Origin of the sequence: Algoriphagus marinus, from assembly GCF_001936475.1 — a bacterium.
Lineage (GTDB): Bacteria > Bacteroidota > Bacteroidia > Cytophagales > Cyclobacteriaceae > Algoriphagus > Algoriphagus marinus.
The window spans coordinates 213949-226529 of sequence record NZ_MSPQ01000008.1 but is presented as its reverse complement, the minus strand read 5'-3'; the positions used below and the strand labels follow the sequence as shown (position 1 = coordinate 226529).

At 39.0% G+C, this 12581-nt stretch carries 14 protein-coding genes; 4 read left to right on the top strand and 10 right to left on the bottom strand.

The genetic code is table 11. From position 1 onward, the window contains the following. The first annotated feature begins 25 nt into the window (after nucleotides 1-25). Nucleotides 26-1627, top strand: a complete 1602-nt coding sequence (locus tag BVC88_RS14445; RefSeq protein WP_075351398.1) for a SulP family inorganic anion transporter — start codon at nucleotides 26-28, stop codon at nucleotides 1625-1627. 80 nt (nucleotides 1628-1707) lie between these two features. After that, nucleotides 1708-3060, top strand: a complete 1353-nt coding sequence (locus tag BVC88_RS14440) for a hypothetical protein (RefSeq protein ID WP_075351397.1) — start codon at nucleotides 1708-1710, stop codon at nucleotides 3058-3060. Nucleotides 3061-3182: 122 nt separating this feature from the next. Here BVC88_RS14440 and BVC88_RS14435 read toward each other — a convergent pair whose 3' ends face one another. Beyond that, the gene (locus tag BVC88_RS14435) at nucleotides 3183-3710 is read right to left on the bottom strand and encodes a hypothetical protein (protein ID WP_075351396.1); all 528 of its coding nucleotides are present in this window, start codon (nucleotides 3708-3710) and stop codon (nucleotides 3183-3185) included. Between the two features lie 287 nt (nucleotides 3711-3997). On the opposite strand from BVC88_RS14435, the gene BVC88_RS14430 reads away from it, so the two are divergent. After that, entirely contained in the window at nucleotides 3998-4693 is a 696-nt protein-coding gene (locus tag BVC88_RS14430; protein ID WP_083639109.1) for a class I SAM-dependent methyltransferase, read from the top strand. Between the two features lie 52 nt (nucleotides 4694-4745). On the opposite strand, the gene BVC88_RS14425 is transcribed toward BVC88_RS14430, so the two are convergent. The 9 genes from BVC88_RS14425 to atpD are packed head-to-tail and all read right to left on the bottom strand — an operon-like array spanning nucleotide 4746 to nucleotide 11349. Continuing rightward, nucleotides 4746-5624, bottom strand: a complete 879-nt coding sequence (locus BVC88_RS14425) for a F0F1 ATP synthase subunit gamma (RefSeq protein ID WP_075351395.1) — start codon at nucleotides 5622-5624, stop codon at nucleotides 4746-4748. Next, entirely contained in the window at nucleotides 5624-7168 is a 1545-nt protein-coding gene (locus BVC88_RS14420; RefSeq protein WP_075351394.1) for an alternate F1F0 ATPase, F1 subunit alpha, read from the bottom strand. Before BVC88_RS14420 ends, BVC88_RS14425 begins: the two co-directional genes overlap by 1 nt. A gap of 3 nt (nucleotides 7169-7171) precedes the next feature. Further along, nucleotides 7172-7945 carry a F0F1 ATP synthase subunit delta gene (locus BVC88_RS14415; protein ID WP_075351393.1) on the bottom strand — a complete coding sequence of 258 codons (774 nt, stop codon included), beginning with the start codon at nucleotides 7943-7945 and terminating at the stop codon, nucleotides 7172-7174. Nucleotides 7946-7954: 9 nt separating this feature from the next. Then, entirely contained in the window at nucleotides 7955-8224 is a 270-nt protein-coding gene (locus BVC88_RS14410; RefSeq protein ID WP_075351392.1) for a F0F1 ATP synthase subunit C, read from the bottom strand. Beyond that, nucleotides 8217-8924, bottom strand: coding sequence for a F0F1 ATP synthase subunit A (locus BVC88_RS14405; RefSeq protein ID WP_075351391.1), 708 nt, complete (start codon nucleotides 8922-8924; stop codon nucleotides 8217-8219). Before BVC88_RS14405 ends, BVC88_RS14410 begins: the two co-directional genes overlap by 8 nt. Further along, complete coding sequence (locus BVC88_RS14400) at nucleotides 8914-9222, bottom strand: ATP synthase subunit I (RefSeq protein WP_075351390.1); 309 nt, start codon at nucleotides 9220-9222, stop codon at nucleotides 8914-8916. The genes BVC88_RS14405 and BVC88_RS14400 overlap by 11 nt, the downstream gene beginning before the upstream one ends. Beyond that, nucleotides 9215-9535 (bottom strand): AtpZ/AtpI family protein, encoded by a 321-nt coding sequence (locus BVC88_RS14395; RefSeq protein ID WP_075351389.1) that lies wholly within the window; start codon nucleotides 9533-9535, stop codon nucleotides 9215-9217. Before BVC88_RS14395 ends, BVC88_RS14400 begins: the two co-directional genes overlap by 8 nt. 1 nt (nucleotide 9536) lies before the next feature. Continuing rightward, entirely contained in the window at nucleotides 9537-9920 is a 384-nt protein-coding gene (locus tag BVC88_RS14390; RefSeq protein WP_075351447.1) for a F0F1 ATP synthase subunit epsilon, read from the bottom strand. A gap of 7 nt (nucleotides 9921-9927) precedes the next feature. Continuing rightward, entirely contained in the window at nucleotides 9928-11349 is a 1422-nt protein-coding gene (atpD, locus tag BVC88_RS14385) for a F0F1 ATP synthase subunit beta (RefSeq protein WP_083639108.1), read from the bottom strand. Nucleotides 11350-11746: 397 nt separating this feature from the next. Here atpD and BVC88_RS14380 point away from each other — a divergent pair, with 397 nt between their 5' ends. Continuing rightward, entirely contained in the window at nucleotides 11747-12496 is a 750-nt protein-coding gene (locus BVC88_RS14380) for a DUF6090 family protein (RefSeq protein WP_075351387.1), read from the top strand. The last annotated feature ends 85 nt before the right edge of the window (nucleotides 12497-12581 follow it).

The window sequence follows — 12581 nt, the reverse complement described above, 5'->3', positions numbered from 1 at the left end:
CGGGCAGAAAGCCCAAACATATATTATGGAAAAATCAACCAAGCTTTCCCTTCCTAAAGATGGATGGGCAGGATTAAAAGAAAACTTCACTGCAGATGCCATTTCAGGTTTTGTGGTGTTCTTGTTGGCGATGCCTCTCAGTTTAGGTATTGCAAAAGCCTCAGAGTTTCCTCCAATCATGGGTCTGCTTACTGCCATTATTGGTGGTGTGGTAGTCAGTATGATTGCTGGTTCTAAATTAACAATTAAAGGTCCGGCAGCAGGACTGATCGTAGTAGTAGCTGGCGCGGTAAATGAGTTTGGCGGCGGAGAAATAGGCTGGCGTTTTGCCTTGGGTGCTATGGTAGTAGCCGGGATAGTTCAGGTCCTTTTTGGAGTATTCAAACTTGGAAAACTGGCAGATATCTTTCCCTTATCAGCTATTCACGGAATGCTTGCTGCGATTGGTATCATCATCATTGCCAAGCAAATTCCAGTATTATTGGATGTAAATCCTGACTTGTATAAAGGCCTCAGCATCTTTAGTATGATCGGAGCTATTCCGAAATTCTTTTCAAATATGGATCCGAGAGCGACTTTAATTGGGGTAGCCTCTTTGGCCATCATGATGGGTTGGCCATTTATCAAAAATCCTATAATCAAAAAAATTCCAGCTCCATTGGTAGTATTGTTAATTGCTATTCCTGCCGAATTGTTGATGGATTTTCAACATACCGAACCAACATATGCCTTGCTACATATTGGGAATTTTGTGGAGAACGTAAAGTACAATGTTGATTTTGGCGGGTTGGCTATGACTGGAATTTTCATTAAATACATAATCATGTTTGCCTTGGTAGGTTCATTGGAATCTTTGCTGACGGTGAAAGCGATTGATATGGTAGATCCCTACAAGCGTAAATCAGACAATAACCGTGATCTTATTGCAGTAGGTGCCGGTAATACATTAGCAGCATTTTTAGGAGGACTTCCCATGATTTCTGAAGTGGCTCGTAGTTCTGCAAACGTCAACAGCGGTGCAAAAACCAGATGGGCAAACTTCTTCCATGGATTATTCATGCTAATCTTTGTCTTGGTGGCTACACCGGTAATCGAAATGATTCCAAATGCGGCTCTTGCTGCAATGTTGATCACAGTGGGAATTAAATTAGCTCATCCTAAAGAGTTTGTAAATACTTTGAAAATCGGTCGGGAGCAATTGGCTATTTTCTTAGTGACTATTTTCTTCACTCTTTTTGAAGACCTTCTGGTAGGTATAGCAGCAGGTATTTTGTTGAAGGTGATTTTGCACGTTGTGAACGGTACTCCAATCAGTTCCTTCTTCAAAGCACCAACCTTGGTTTCTTTCAACGGAAATAAATATTTGGTAGAGATAGATAAAGCAGCAATTTTCTCAAACTATCTCGGCATTAAGAGAAAATTGGAAGAAATCCCAGCTGGTTTTGATGTTACTATTGATTTGAAAAACACAAAGCTAGTCGATCACTCTGTGATGGAGAATTTACATCACTTCCAGCATGACTATGAAGGAAATGGGGGCTCAGTGCATATTATAGGACTGGAAAATCACGTTCCTGCCTCTGATCATGAATTGGCTGCAAGAAAGTTGAAAAAAACTATTCAATAGTATTTGTAAGCAATCCGGAAAAGTCACTCTGGAATCACAAAAAGGGCTTTTCGGGTTTCCTTACGTACAAAAAAATCAAAATGAATCAACTCATAAAATATAATTTATTGGGAATGCTATTGCTGTTGCTAGGTTTTCTGGCACCTATTGCAAAAGCCCAAGACAAGGAGCTCAAAATCTTTCTCAACGATGAGAAAACCCATTACATCCGAGGGACGGGATTAGGGCAAATTTGGGTTCGATACACGGAATTTAATCCGGGATCTACCATTTTCGGAACTCCAAAAACAGATGGCTTTGATGTTGGATTGAGACGAGTACGTTATCAGGCTTTTGGTCAGTTGACGGATCAGATTTTCATCTACACTCAGTTCGGAATTAATAGCTTTGGGTCGCTTTCAGGTAGGAAACCTGGGATGTTTCTTCATGATGTGACGGCAGAATATGCAATCATTCCCAAGAAATTTTCTTTGGGCGCTGGACTTCATGGAGTGAATGGAACTGTTCGCTATTCTTCATCATCAGTTGGGACCATTTTGGGGTTGGATCTACCATTCATTGAGGAGTCCACCAATGATCTTTCAGATCAGTTTGTAAGAAAACTTGGGGTGTATGCAAAAGGTCAATTAGGAGGTTTTGATTACAGACTTTCAGCCTCTAATCCATTTCCCATACAGACCGCGTTGAGTCCAGTGCCAACCTTGCCGGATGGAGTGACTAATCAAGCTTACTACAGCGCCCAAGCTCCATCGGTTCAATATCAAGGATATTTCATGTGGCAATTTTGGGAAAAGGAAAGTAACCAATTCCCTTACATGGTTGGAACTTACTTGGGTAAAAAGAAGGTGCTGAACATAGGGTCGGGTTTTGCTTCTCAAGCAAATGCAGTGGAGTATCGTGCTACTGCTCAAGGTGAAAAAATCCTTGCTCCAAGCAAACAGTTTGGTTTGGATGTGTTTCTTGATTCACCGTTGGACAAGGAAAAAGGATCTGCAATAACCGCTTACGCAGCCTATATTGATTATGATTTTGGACCAAATTACCTTAGAAATGGTGGTGCAATGAATCCAGCTAATGGGGTCACTCAAGGACAAGGATCTTTTAATGGGGCTGGAAATAGTTTCCCGCTTATCGGTACAGGTCAGGTGTATTATACTCAAGTGGGCTATCTGATGCGAAATGACTTGTTAGGCAAGTTAGGTACTTTACAACCCTATGCTCAATTAATTGTCTCTGATTTTGAGCGAGTAGCCAATCCATTTACCGTTTATGATTTAGGAGTAAATTGGCTCCAGGCCGCTCATCGATCCAAACTTTCGCTAGACTATCAAAGCAGACCTGTTTTGGCCTCAGGAATAGGAGAGAAGCTGGAAAAAAACACTGCTGATCCTCGAAAAGGTATGCTGGTGATGCAATATCAATTTGCCTTTTGAACTAGATTAACCCCGGGGAAATTCCTCGGGGTTATTTTTTAAGATTCTTATTCTTTTTTCGGGAAAATGAGGATTTAGATAAATAAAAAATGTGGTAGCGCTACAAAATTGGTTACCCAGGATCAAAAAGAAAGTCCCATTCCAAAATGTAAAGTCTCGGGAAATGAAACTCCCGTTCGGAACATAAATGGCTTTCCTGGTTTTTGATGCCGGTAACCTATTCCAAATGCAACTGGCAAACCCAATTCGCCACCATTAATACAAAATAGGGGACCAGCGCTTACTTCCAAGTGATTTGCTTTTTTGCCTGTGAGAAAACCATATTGAACAAAAGCATACTGTCCGCTATCCGTCCATCCCCCATAAGTGCCATATCCTACTTTTGCAAAAGTCGCTACGATCTTTCGGTCAAAATTTTGGGTAAGCATTCGCTCATAATTTATGGTTGCAGTGACAATGATTCCTGCAAAACCTAGGCCTCCATGAAAGGTATTTTTTCTAAATGCTTCCATGCTAGCTTCTGATTTTACTTGAGCAGAAACTGAACTGATAGAAAGCATGAGAGTAAAAAAGGAAAATAAAGTGACCAAGAGGATAGACTTCACATGGAAGTTTCTCTTGAATTTTTGATTGAACTGATGGGTGAACATTTATGAATGTAGCAGTTTCTATTTGTTTTTTTTATATTTCTAGGAATAGTTATTTTCTGAGAATTTAATTCTCAGAATGGTCCTAATTTGCTCTTAGTAAAATTAAATATTTATGCTGTCTGTTAACCAGTACCTATGCAATAACCTATTTATATAGGATTTTGAAAATATAGACTTATTTGAAGGATGAGTCTATAAATAGTTTAAAATCACTTTAAGCTTCAAACATTGCTATATGTGACTTAATACACTTAAATCCTAAAATACTTGGCCGACTTTTGTATTCTATGAAAGAAGCGCCTTCGTGTAAACTGGAAGATAAAAACAAATCCTGCTGTGGAAGTTCAGTAGTTTCTGATCACTCCACTGAGCTGAAAAGTCATTGGGATAAGGCTTATCAGAAAAGTCCAGAAAATCAATTGGGCTGGTTTGAGAATGATTTTTCTCCAAGTTTTAGACTCTTGGATCAGTGCAAATTGAATTCATATGACACGCTTCTTTTAGTAGGATCAGGAACTAGTCGATTTCCTGATGAACTTCTAAAAAGAGGGCTTGGTGAAATTTGGGTTACCGATATCAGTGAAGTGGCAATTCAAGAAGTAAAAAACAGACTTGGAGAAAAACTCAAGTATCGGGTAGGGGATATTCTTCAACCAGAAACATTATTGAATATTCCACAAGTTCAGCTTTGGTTTGATCGTGCGGTACTTCATTTTTTTACAGAGAAAAAAGATCAGGAAACCTATTTTAAAGCTGTCAAAGAAAAAGTAAAACCTGGAGGTTACGTGGTTTTTGCAGAGTTTAATCTGAAAGGAGCAGATAAATGCTCAGGCTTACCCGTATTTCGCTACGAAGAAAAAATGTTCCAAGAGCGCTTAGGTAAAGACTTTAAATTACTAGATGCTTTTGATTACACATATAGTATGCCTTCTGGAGAAGAAAGACCGTACAGCTATGCTTTGTATCAGCGGAAAGTAAATTAAGGCTAATTTTTAATGTAATAATTTTGGGTCCAAAAACCTAAATATGAGATGACTAGATATCTTTCTTAAGTGCTTCAAACCCTGATATTACGTCAAAAAGTTCTTCATCAATCATAGACTGTCGTATGCTATGATATTTACGATTTAAATTCTCCAGTAATTCTTCAATATTTTTTTCTGCCCGTTGCATAGCCAACAATCTGCTTGCGTTTTCACTTGCGAGGGATTCTGCGCTGGCGCGATAGAGGCTCACAAATAAAAACTCATGAATTAGTGCTAGTAGTGTAGCCTGTTCTCCTCCTGCTACTTGAGGAGGTATTTTTGTTGGCCATTTTAATTCGGACAGATTGATTTTCCAATCTTCGTCCAAAGGAAGCAATTGCAGCTTTACTGGCGTATATCCAATACCACTCGCATTAGGTTGATTGTGAAAAACATAGATATGTTCTACTTCCTTTTTATGAATACTTTCTTCACTTTTCAATAATAATTGACTTACCAAAGGAGTGATTCCATCCACTGAATTTGGAACGTGGAATAAGTTTCTCAGCGTAAACCCCCGATCAAGCAAGACTTGTTTTACACGATCACCTATTGCCCAAATTATTTTTTCTCCTTCAAGTTTGGCGAGGGTTTCTTTCACGAAGTCTGCAAGGGTATTATTGAATTGTCCCACGAGCCCTTGATCAGAGCCAAAAACAATTGCGCATGTTACGCTATGCTTTTTTTTATTTGCTCTTTTCAACTCTTTTCTGTCATGGAAATATGCGATAATACCCAAAGCTACGGTTCGATTGTAATCACTAAGTGCTTTTCCAGCTTGTTCATATTGGCCAATATTGGAAGCTGCCATGGCTTTCATTGTTCGCACCACAGATTTAAGATCTTCAGCACCTTCTAGTTTTCTTCTTATATGAGCTAAAGTCTCCATTAGTTAGAATTTTCATCAGATTTTTCCTGAAATGGCGAAATGACTTTTTCAATCAGTTCCAAAATGATTTTCTTGTCTTCTTCGCTTAGTTTTTCATTTGAATTCAGCCGTCCTAGTACTTCTGTCGGAAGATCTATGCTGCTTCTCTGTAATTGAGTTTCTGCTTCCTGAACTTTATGAATCGGAATAGTATCGAAAAACTTACCAGTTAATGCCAGCAGTACAATTATTTGCTCTGCAACTGACATGGGTTGTAATTCCTGCTGAATCAACCAGGAACGAATGCGTTTTCCATGCTCAATGGTTTTTCTAGTGTCTTCATCCAACCGGGTACCAAAACGTGCATAGTTTTCCAATTCCTCGAATTGAGAATATGCCAATTTAAGATTACCAGTAATGGATCGATAACCTTTTAGCTGAGCTTTTCCACCTACTCGCGAGACAGATTTTCCAACGTCGACAGCTGGTAATACCCCCAACTCAAATAGTTTTGGAGAAAGGTAAATCTGACCATCAGTAATGGAAATCAAGTTGGTCGGGATATATGCTGAAATATTTTGAGCCTCAGTCTCTATAATAGGCAAGGCCGTCAACGAACCACCACCTAGCTTCTCACTCAAATGCGTGGCCCGCTCTAATAATCTGGAATGGATGTAGAAAATATCCCCTGGAAAAGCTTCACGACCCGGTGGCCTTCTTAGCAAAAGGGACAACTCCCGATAGGCTCGGGCATGGTGGGTGAGGTCATCATAAATAATCAACGCATCACGGCCTTGCTCCATAAAATATTCTGCAATACTGGTAGCAGCATAGGGTGCAATATATTTGAGTCCTGGGGGATCATTTCCTTCAGTTACTACGATCACTGTATATTCCAAAGCATCTTTTTCCTTAAGTTGAGCAACTACTTTTGCAACGGATGCTGCACGTTGACCAATGGCGCAATAAACGCAAATTACATTTTTGCCTTTTTGATTTATGATAGTATCCAAAGCAATAGCTGATTTGCCGGTCTGCCGATCTCCTAAGATCAGTTCTCGTTGCCCACGACCAATGGGAATCAATGCATCTATCACTTTTAATCCTGTTTGTAAAGGAACAGAAACTGCTGCCCGATCCATGATTGCTGTTGCAGGTCGTTCTATGGGATAGCGTTGGGTTCCAAATAATTCCTTTTTTCCATCCAAAGGCTCACCGAGAGGGTCTACAATTCTTCCGATCAGTGAGTCGCCTACGGGTATGTCCATGACACGTTTGGTACGTATTACCTCATCACCAACGTTTAGAAGGGATTCGTTACCCAAAAGAATAACCCCGATTTCATGTTCATCTATGTTGTAAGCAATCCCAAATAGATTACCCGGGAACTTCAGCAACTCTTCAAAACCTACTCCCGGAAGTCCAGATACTTTTACTATCCCTGAAGAGACACTCACCACATTTCCAACTTCACGAGGGGAAAATGAAAACTCATGGTCAATTCTGCTTTCTTCGAGTTGTTTGAAAGTGTTTAGTAGGCTGCTATCTGTTTCTTGTTTAGACATAGCTTAGGAAGAGGTAACACCTGTTTTTTTGACATTTTCTTTTTCAAAAGCTCTTTCTTCCAAATCCTTAAGATAGCCTGAAATGGACCAGGCAAGCTTATAATCTGTGGTACTTATCTCAATTCCACCAATCAAATCAGGAGAGACTTCAACCGAAAAGTCTAATTTCTTTTCGAGCAATTCATTGACTTCTTTTTCTATTTGTTTCAATTGAAGATCAGAAAGCTTAAAAGCACTTCTTAAGGTGATTTTACCACTTTTAAAAGCACTTATAAATTGATTTAAATCCTCACCTTTTAAGGATTTTAAGCGCTTAATGAAAACAGCTGTTGCTTGTTCTTCAAAACTTACTGAAGCAAGATCAGCGAGCGTTTTTTTGGAAATGGCAAATACTTCTTGCTTAATCCTGTGGGATAGAGTCGCTTCTCGATTATTCTGTTTTTCTTTTTCAGTTTTTTCTAAGTGATCTTTTAAAGCTTCCGCCTCTGCTCGAGCTTTTTCCAGAAGTTTAGTCTGCATTTCTTTAGATTCAGAAATCGCAGTATTCATCAATTCTTTTTTCTCTATATCAAAGGCTGTATTTTTCTTTTTATACTCTTCCTGCTGTTTAAGAGCTTCCGCTTTGCTAGCCTCAGCATCATTCAATTGGTCTAAGATTTTACGCTCCCTTTTATCAATAGCATCTAAGATCGGTTTGTATAAAAACCGTTTTAGTAGCCACACTAAAAGGAAAAAGTTGAAAATTTGAGCGACTAATGTAAACCAATTTATTTCCATCGTTTCGAATTAAAGTGCAGTGACATGATTCCAAAATGGATTTGCAAAAATGAGGATCATAGAAACCACAAAACAATAGATCGCTGTGGACTCCACCATCGCCAATCCCACGAATAGAGTTCGGGTAATTGTAGGTGCAGCATCAGGCTGCTGCGCAATTGAATGTAAAGCTGTTGAAACTGCTCTACCTTCTGATATTGCTGGAAATATACTTCCAATAGCGATTGTAAGCCCAGCCATGATAATCGAGACAATTCCGATAATTGTGATACTATCCATTTTTTACCTCCTTTAGTTTAGTTGTTGTTTTTTTTCTTTTTTCACTCACTGCCGCAGCGATGTAGACTGTTGCGAGAATACTAAATATATAAGCTTGTACTGTCCCTGTTAATAGACCTAGTACAGTCATAATAACCGGGAAAATAAAAGGGGCTACGCTAAGTAAAACGGCAACAATCAATCCGCCACTCATGATATTTCCGAATAAGCGTATAGTCAGTGCAATAGTCCTTGAAAGTTCACCTATGATATTAAATGGTAACATGATAAAAGAGGGAGACAAGTATGTCTTCAAATAAGCCTTGACTCCACTCTCACTAATCCCAAAAAAGGGGACAGCCAAAAGCACTGAAATAGCCAATGCTCCAGTGGTAGATAGCGAACCAGTAGGAGGGGAATACCAAGGAATAATAATCAGCAGATTCGAAACCAGAATAAACAAGAATAAGGTGCCGATAAAGCCAATGTACTTCTCGGGCTTTGCTATTCCCACTTCCTTGATTTGACTATTAATTCCTGTTACAATAATTTCAAGCATGCACTGCCATCTGGAAATCTGTATATCTGTTTTTAGTCTCCTTGTGATCAAAATAGAGGTGATCACCAGCAAAAGCATAATCCCCCAAGTAGTTACTAGGGTAAGATTGATGGTGAGAAATCCATACTCCCAAAATATAGTTTCGTCGGGACTAAGCTTCATGGGTAGTTTCCTCTTTTTGATGCCTCATATCGTATGCTTTGGTCAAGTGAATGACTAGAAACCGGGCAATAAAAAAACCGGTGAAACAACTTAGCAATCGTAATAAGTCTCCAACTCCGATAATATAAAACCCTGCTAAAACCAGTGTTAAGCGTAAAGCCAAACTACCTAAAAACCATAAAGCAGGGTTTCTTGAGTTGGTAGCGATTTTGACAGTCCACCATAAACCACCAAAGAAAATAAATCCCAGTCCTATTCCGGCTAATAGCGCCAATCCTATTAAAATTATCTCATTCATTGTTTTCGTTTTTATTATTTATCTCTCCATGTTCTTTTTTAATCCAATTCCAAGCCATCAAACAACCAACGAAAAGACCGACAACTAAAAGGCTCAAGGTCCACGAGAAGGTTTGAGGGGAATTTTTATCTAACCAAATCCCTATGAGAGCACCTGCCATCGTGGGGACTACAATCGACCAGCCTATAATTCCAAATAATCCAAAGCCAGACCAAACACTCCGTTTATTTTTTTGCGCAGCTATTTTTCGCCTTTCTTTATCAGCAACCAAATGACTGAACGGTGTTCTGTTTTTAGTGCTTTTGGGATCCATTCTATTCTTTTCCAAATTTTTCCAGCTGCAGCATCAGGCCTGTTTCCAGTTTCGATATGACTGAGCGAATATTTTTCTCTGTTTCATCAAATTGCTTAAACTCCTTTTCTACGAGTTCATGTAATTTACCCAAATCAACGCCACCGATTGCTTGACGAACAGAAACAAAAACCTCAGTTCCCGATTTTATCATAATCCCTTCATCAACAGCTATATAATTTACCTTATCTGATTCATAGGTTAGTATTCCCGGAACCAAGGCTGCTACGCAATCTTGACGCTGCGGTAAAATCCCATAAGATCCTTCACTCGTTTCCATCACGATCCGTTTTACATTTTTTACCTCAGCGAATACTCGAAATGGCAGTAATATTTTGAGGTTCATGGTCATTTTATTTTTTCTCCGAGACTACTTCGTGATCACTTTCTTTTTTGCCTTTCATCAATGCTTCTTCAACTCTTCCAATCATATAAAAAGCACTTTCGGGGATGTCCTTGAACTCATCCGCAAGAATTCGTTCACATCCATCCAATGCTTCCTCGAGGCTGACTTCTTTTCCATCTATTCCACTGAATTTGGTAGTTGTGAAAAATGGTTGAGTTAGGAACCGCTCTAATCGTCTTGCTCGATTTACGATCCTATGGTCTTCATTTGACAATTGTTCCAAACCAAGCATTGCAATAATATCCTTCAGTTCTTCATAGTGAGCCAAAGTTTTTCGGATTGCTTGTGCTAACTCATAATGCCTTTTTCCAATAATCCCTGGAGTGGCCATTTTTGAATTAGATTCAAGCAAGTCAATAGCTGGGTACATTCCTTCACTGGCCTTCTTTCGGGAAAGGACAATAGAAGCGGATAAATGCGAGAAAGTGTGCACTGCAGCAGGGTCGGTTAGATCATCTGCAGGAACATAAACAGCCTGAATGGAAGTAATCGCCCCCGATTTGGTGTTGGCGATTCGTTCTTCCAATTGGGACAATTCTGTACCCAAAGTTGGTTGATAGCCAAGTCTTGAAGGCATTTGACCCATCAAACCAGAGACTTCCATCCCTGCCTGAATAAATCGGAAAATATTATCGATAAGCAGCAAGACATCTCGATGTTCTTCGTCACGAAAATATTCTGCCATTGTCAAGGCAGCATGACCTACACGAAAACGGGCCCCCGGCGGCTCATTCATTTGCCCGAAGAGCATCACCATGTTTTCCAAGACGCCTGCAGTCTGCATGTCCTGATACAATTCATGGCCCTCACGGCAGCGCTCACCAATTCCGCAAAACATACTCACACCCTTATTATGCCCCACCATATTATGGATCATTTCGGTAAGCAGGACAGTTTTGCCCACTCCTGCACCGCCAAATAAACCTGTTTTACCACCTCGCTCCAGAGGAATCAGCACATCGATCACTTTGATTCCAGTCAGAAAAACCTCTGACTTTGTAGATCTATCTGCTAAGGAAGGAGGAGCTTGATGGATATTTTTCCATTTCACATCAGTAAGCTTCCCTTGATGATCAATCACATTTCCAAAAACATCAAACATTCGACCCATTATACTTTTTCCAATAGGCACTGCCAGTTGTTTTCCTTCTGTTTCTACGAGCATTCCCCTTGTTAAACCTTGCGTTGGTTTTAAAGCTATGCCTCGGACTCGGTTAGCGTCTAGTTGTGCTAATACTTCGATGGATATATTTTTATCTTTTCCGGTATGTAAAAGGGTATTGATGGAAGGCAAATAGTCCTCAAAACCAATATCCACCACACTGCCACGTATACTTATTATTTTGCCGGTTTGAATTTTAGTTTTCAATTTTATTAGGGCTTACAAAAGTGGATTGATCAACGTATTAAGCGCTTATATTTCAGTGAATTATAAATTTACTTATATCTATTCTTTTTTTTCTTGAGTAAAACCATTTTAAAAGCTGATAAAAATCAGTTCCTATCGAGACTAAAAGGACTCTTGAGTTATAACTTTCAAGTTCGAAAGTTGAAAGCCAAATTGATTTTACCTATAAAAAGAAAAGTTGCATAATTCGCATGTTTCAGTCATTTGATTCTGGAATACAAACCGAGTAAAAAGTAGCTATTGAAGGTTTTATTCTGCAAAAAATGACTTAATTGATAATTGGATATGAAGGAAAAGTTTCAGTATAATTTATCCGAGCTCAAGTCTTCGTTAGGTAATAAAATCCAGAAAGCAGCAAATGATTAAGTTCTTCAGAAAAATTAGACTCCAACTTATCGAAGGAAAAAATATGGGGAAGTACTTTCAATATGCCATAGGAGAGATTATTCTGGTGGTCATCGGAATCTTAATTGCTTTGCAGCTCAACAATTGGAACGTAGACCAGGGCAATAAAAAGAAGTTGAAAAATAATGTGGTCATACTAATTGAAAACCTACAACGAGATAGTAGTCAAATCGTCAGAGATCAGCGAAGAATAGAAAGAGATCGACTCATTTTGGATGATTACGAAAGAAGGGCGACAGCTCCTCTAGCGAACTTGGATACATTGATTAAAATAGCGAGTAAAGAATATAGTCCGACAGTGAACACGATCGAGTTTACTAATAAAAGTGCCTACAATACGATGGTGCAATCGGGAGAGATTAATCTTTTTGAAAAGGAATTACTGCAGGAAATTTATGCTGTTTATAGTTTTCAAGGTCGGACTGAGAAGGGAAGCGAGGATGCTTTCAATATTTACATGTTTGCTGTAAATGAGTACCGAAGTACATATACTTTTAAAACTGATATAGACATTGTTTCAAGTGGGCCATTGTATGAGGAAATTTGGAAAAATATATCTTCGTCGGACTTTATTACAAAGTTTAATGCCATGTGTGCCGGGAAAAGATTGAATTACAGGCAAACTGAAAATGGCTTGATTAGAGTCTCTGAAGTGATTAATGACCTGCTGCCTAAGTTGCGTGAACTTATAAAGGAGGATTAGGAGATATCCAAAGTTGATTGACCTATTGAAGGTTGATTCTAAAATTTTTTCAAAATTGCCCTATCTTGTTTCAACCAAATATTGA

Coding starts and splice junctions, on each gene's coding strand:
- BVC88_RS14445 (WP_075351398.1), top strand. CDS start 26: ATGGAAAAATCAACCAAGCTTTCCCTTCCTAAAGATGGATGGGCAGGA.
- BVC88_RS14440 (WP_075351397.1), top strand. CDS start 1,708: ATGAATCAACTCATAAAATATAATTTATTGGGAATGCTATTGCTGTTG.
- BVC88_RS14435 (WP_075351396.1), bottom strand. CDS start 3,710: ATGTTCACCCATCAGTTCAATCAAAAATTCAAGAGAAACTTCCATGTG.
- BVC88_RS14430 (WP_083639109.1), top strand. CDS start 3,998: ATGAAAGAAGCGCCTTCGTGTAAACTGGAAGATAAAAACAAATCCTGC.
- BVC88_RS14425 (WP_075351395.1), bottom strand. CDS start 5,624: ATGGAGACTTTAGCTCATATAAGAAGAAAACTAGAAGGTGCTGAAGAT.
- BVC88_RS14420 (WP_075351394.1), bottom strand. CDS start 7,168: ATGTCTAAACAAGAAACAGATAGCAGCCTACTAAACACTTTCAAACAA.
- BVC88_RS14415 (WP_075351393.1), bottom strand. CDS start 7,945: ATGGAAATAAATTGGTTTACATTAGTCGCTCAAATTTTCAACTTTTTC.
- BVC88_RS14410 (WP_075351392.1), bottom strand. CDS start 8,224: ATGGATAGTATCACAATTATCGGAATTGTCTCGATTATCATGGCTGGG.
- BVC88_RS14405 (WP_075351391.1), bottom strand. CDS start 8,924: ATGAAGCTTAGTCCCGACGAAACTATATTTTGGGAGTATGGATTTCTC.
- BVC88_RS14400 (WP_075351390.1), bottom strand. CDS start 9,222: ATGAATGAGATAATTTTAATAGGATTGGCGCTATTAGCCGGAATAGGA.
- BVC88_RS14395 (WP_075351389.1), bottom strand. CDS start 9,535: ATGGATCCCAAAAGCACTAAAAACAGAACACCGTTCAGTCATTTGGTT.
- BVC88_RS14390 (WP_075351447.1), bottom strand. CDS start 9,920: ATGAACCTCAAAATATTACTGCCATTTCGAGTATTCGCTGAGGTAAAA.
- BVC88_RS14380 (WP_075351387.1), top strand. CDS start 11,747: ATGATTAAGTTCTTCAGAAAAATTAGACTCCAACTTATCGAAGGAAAA.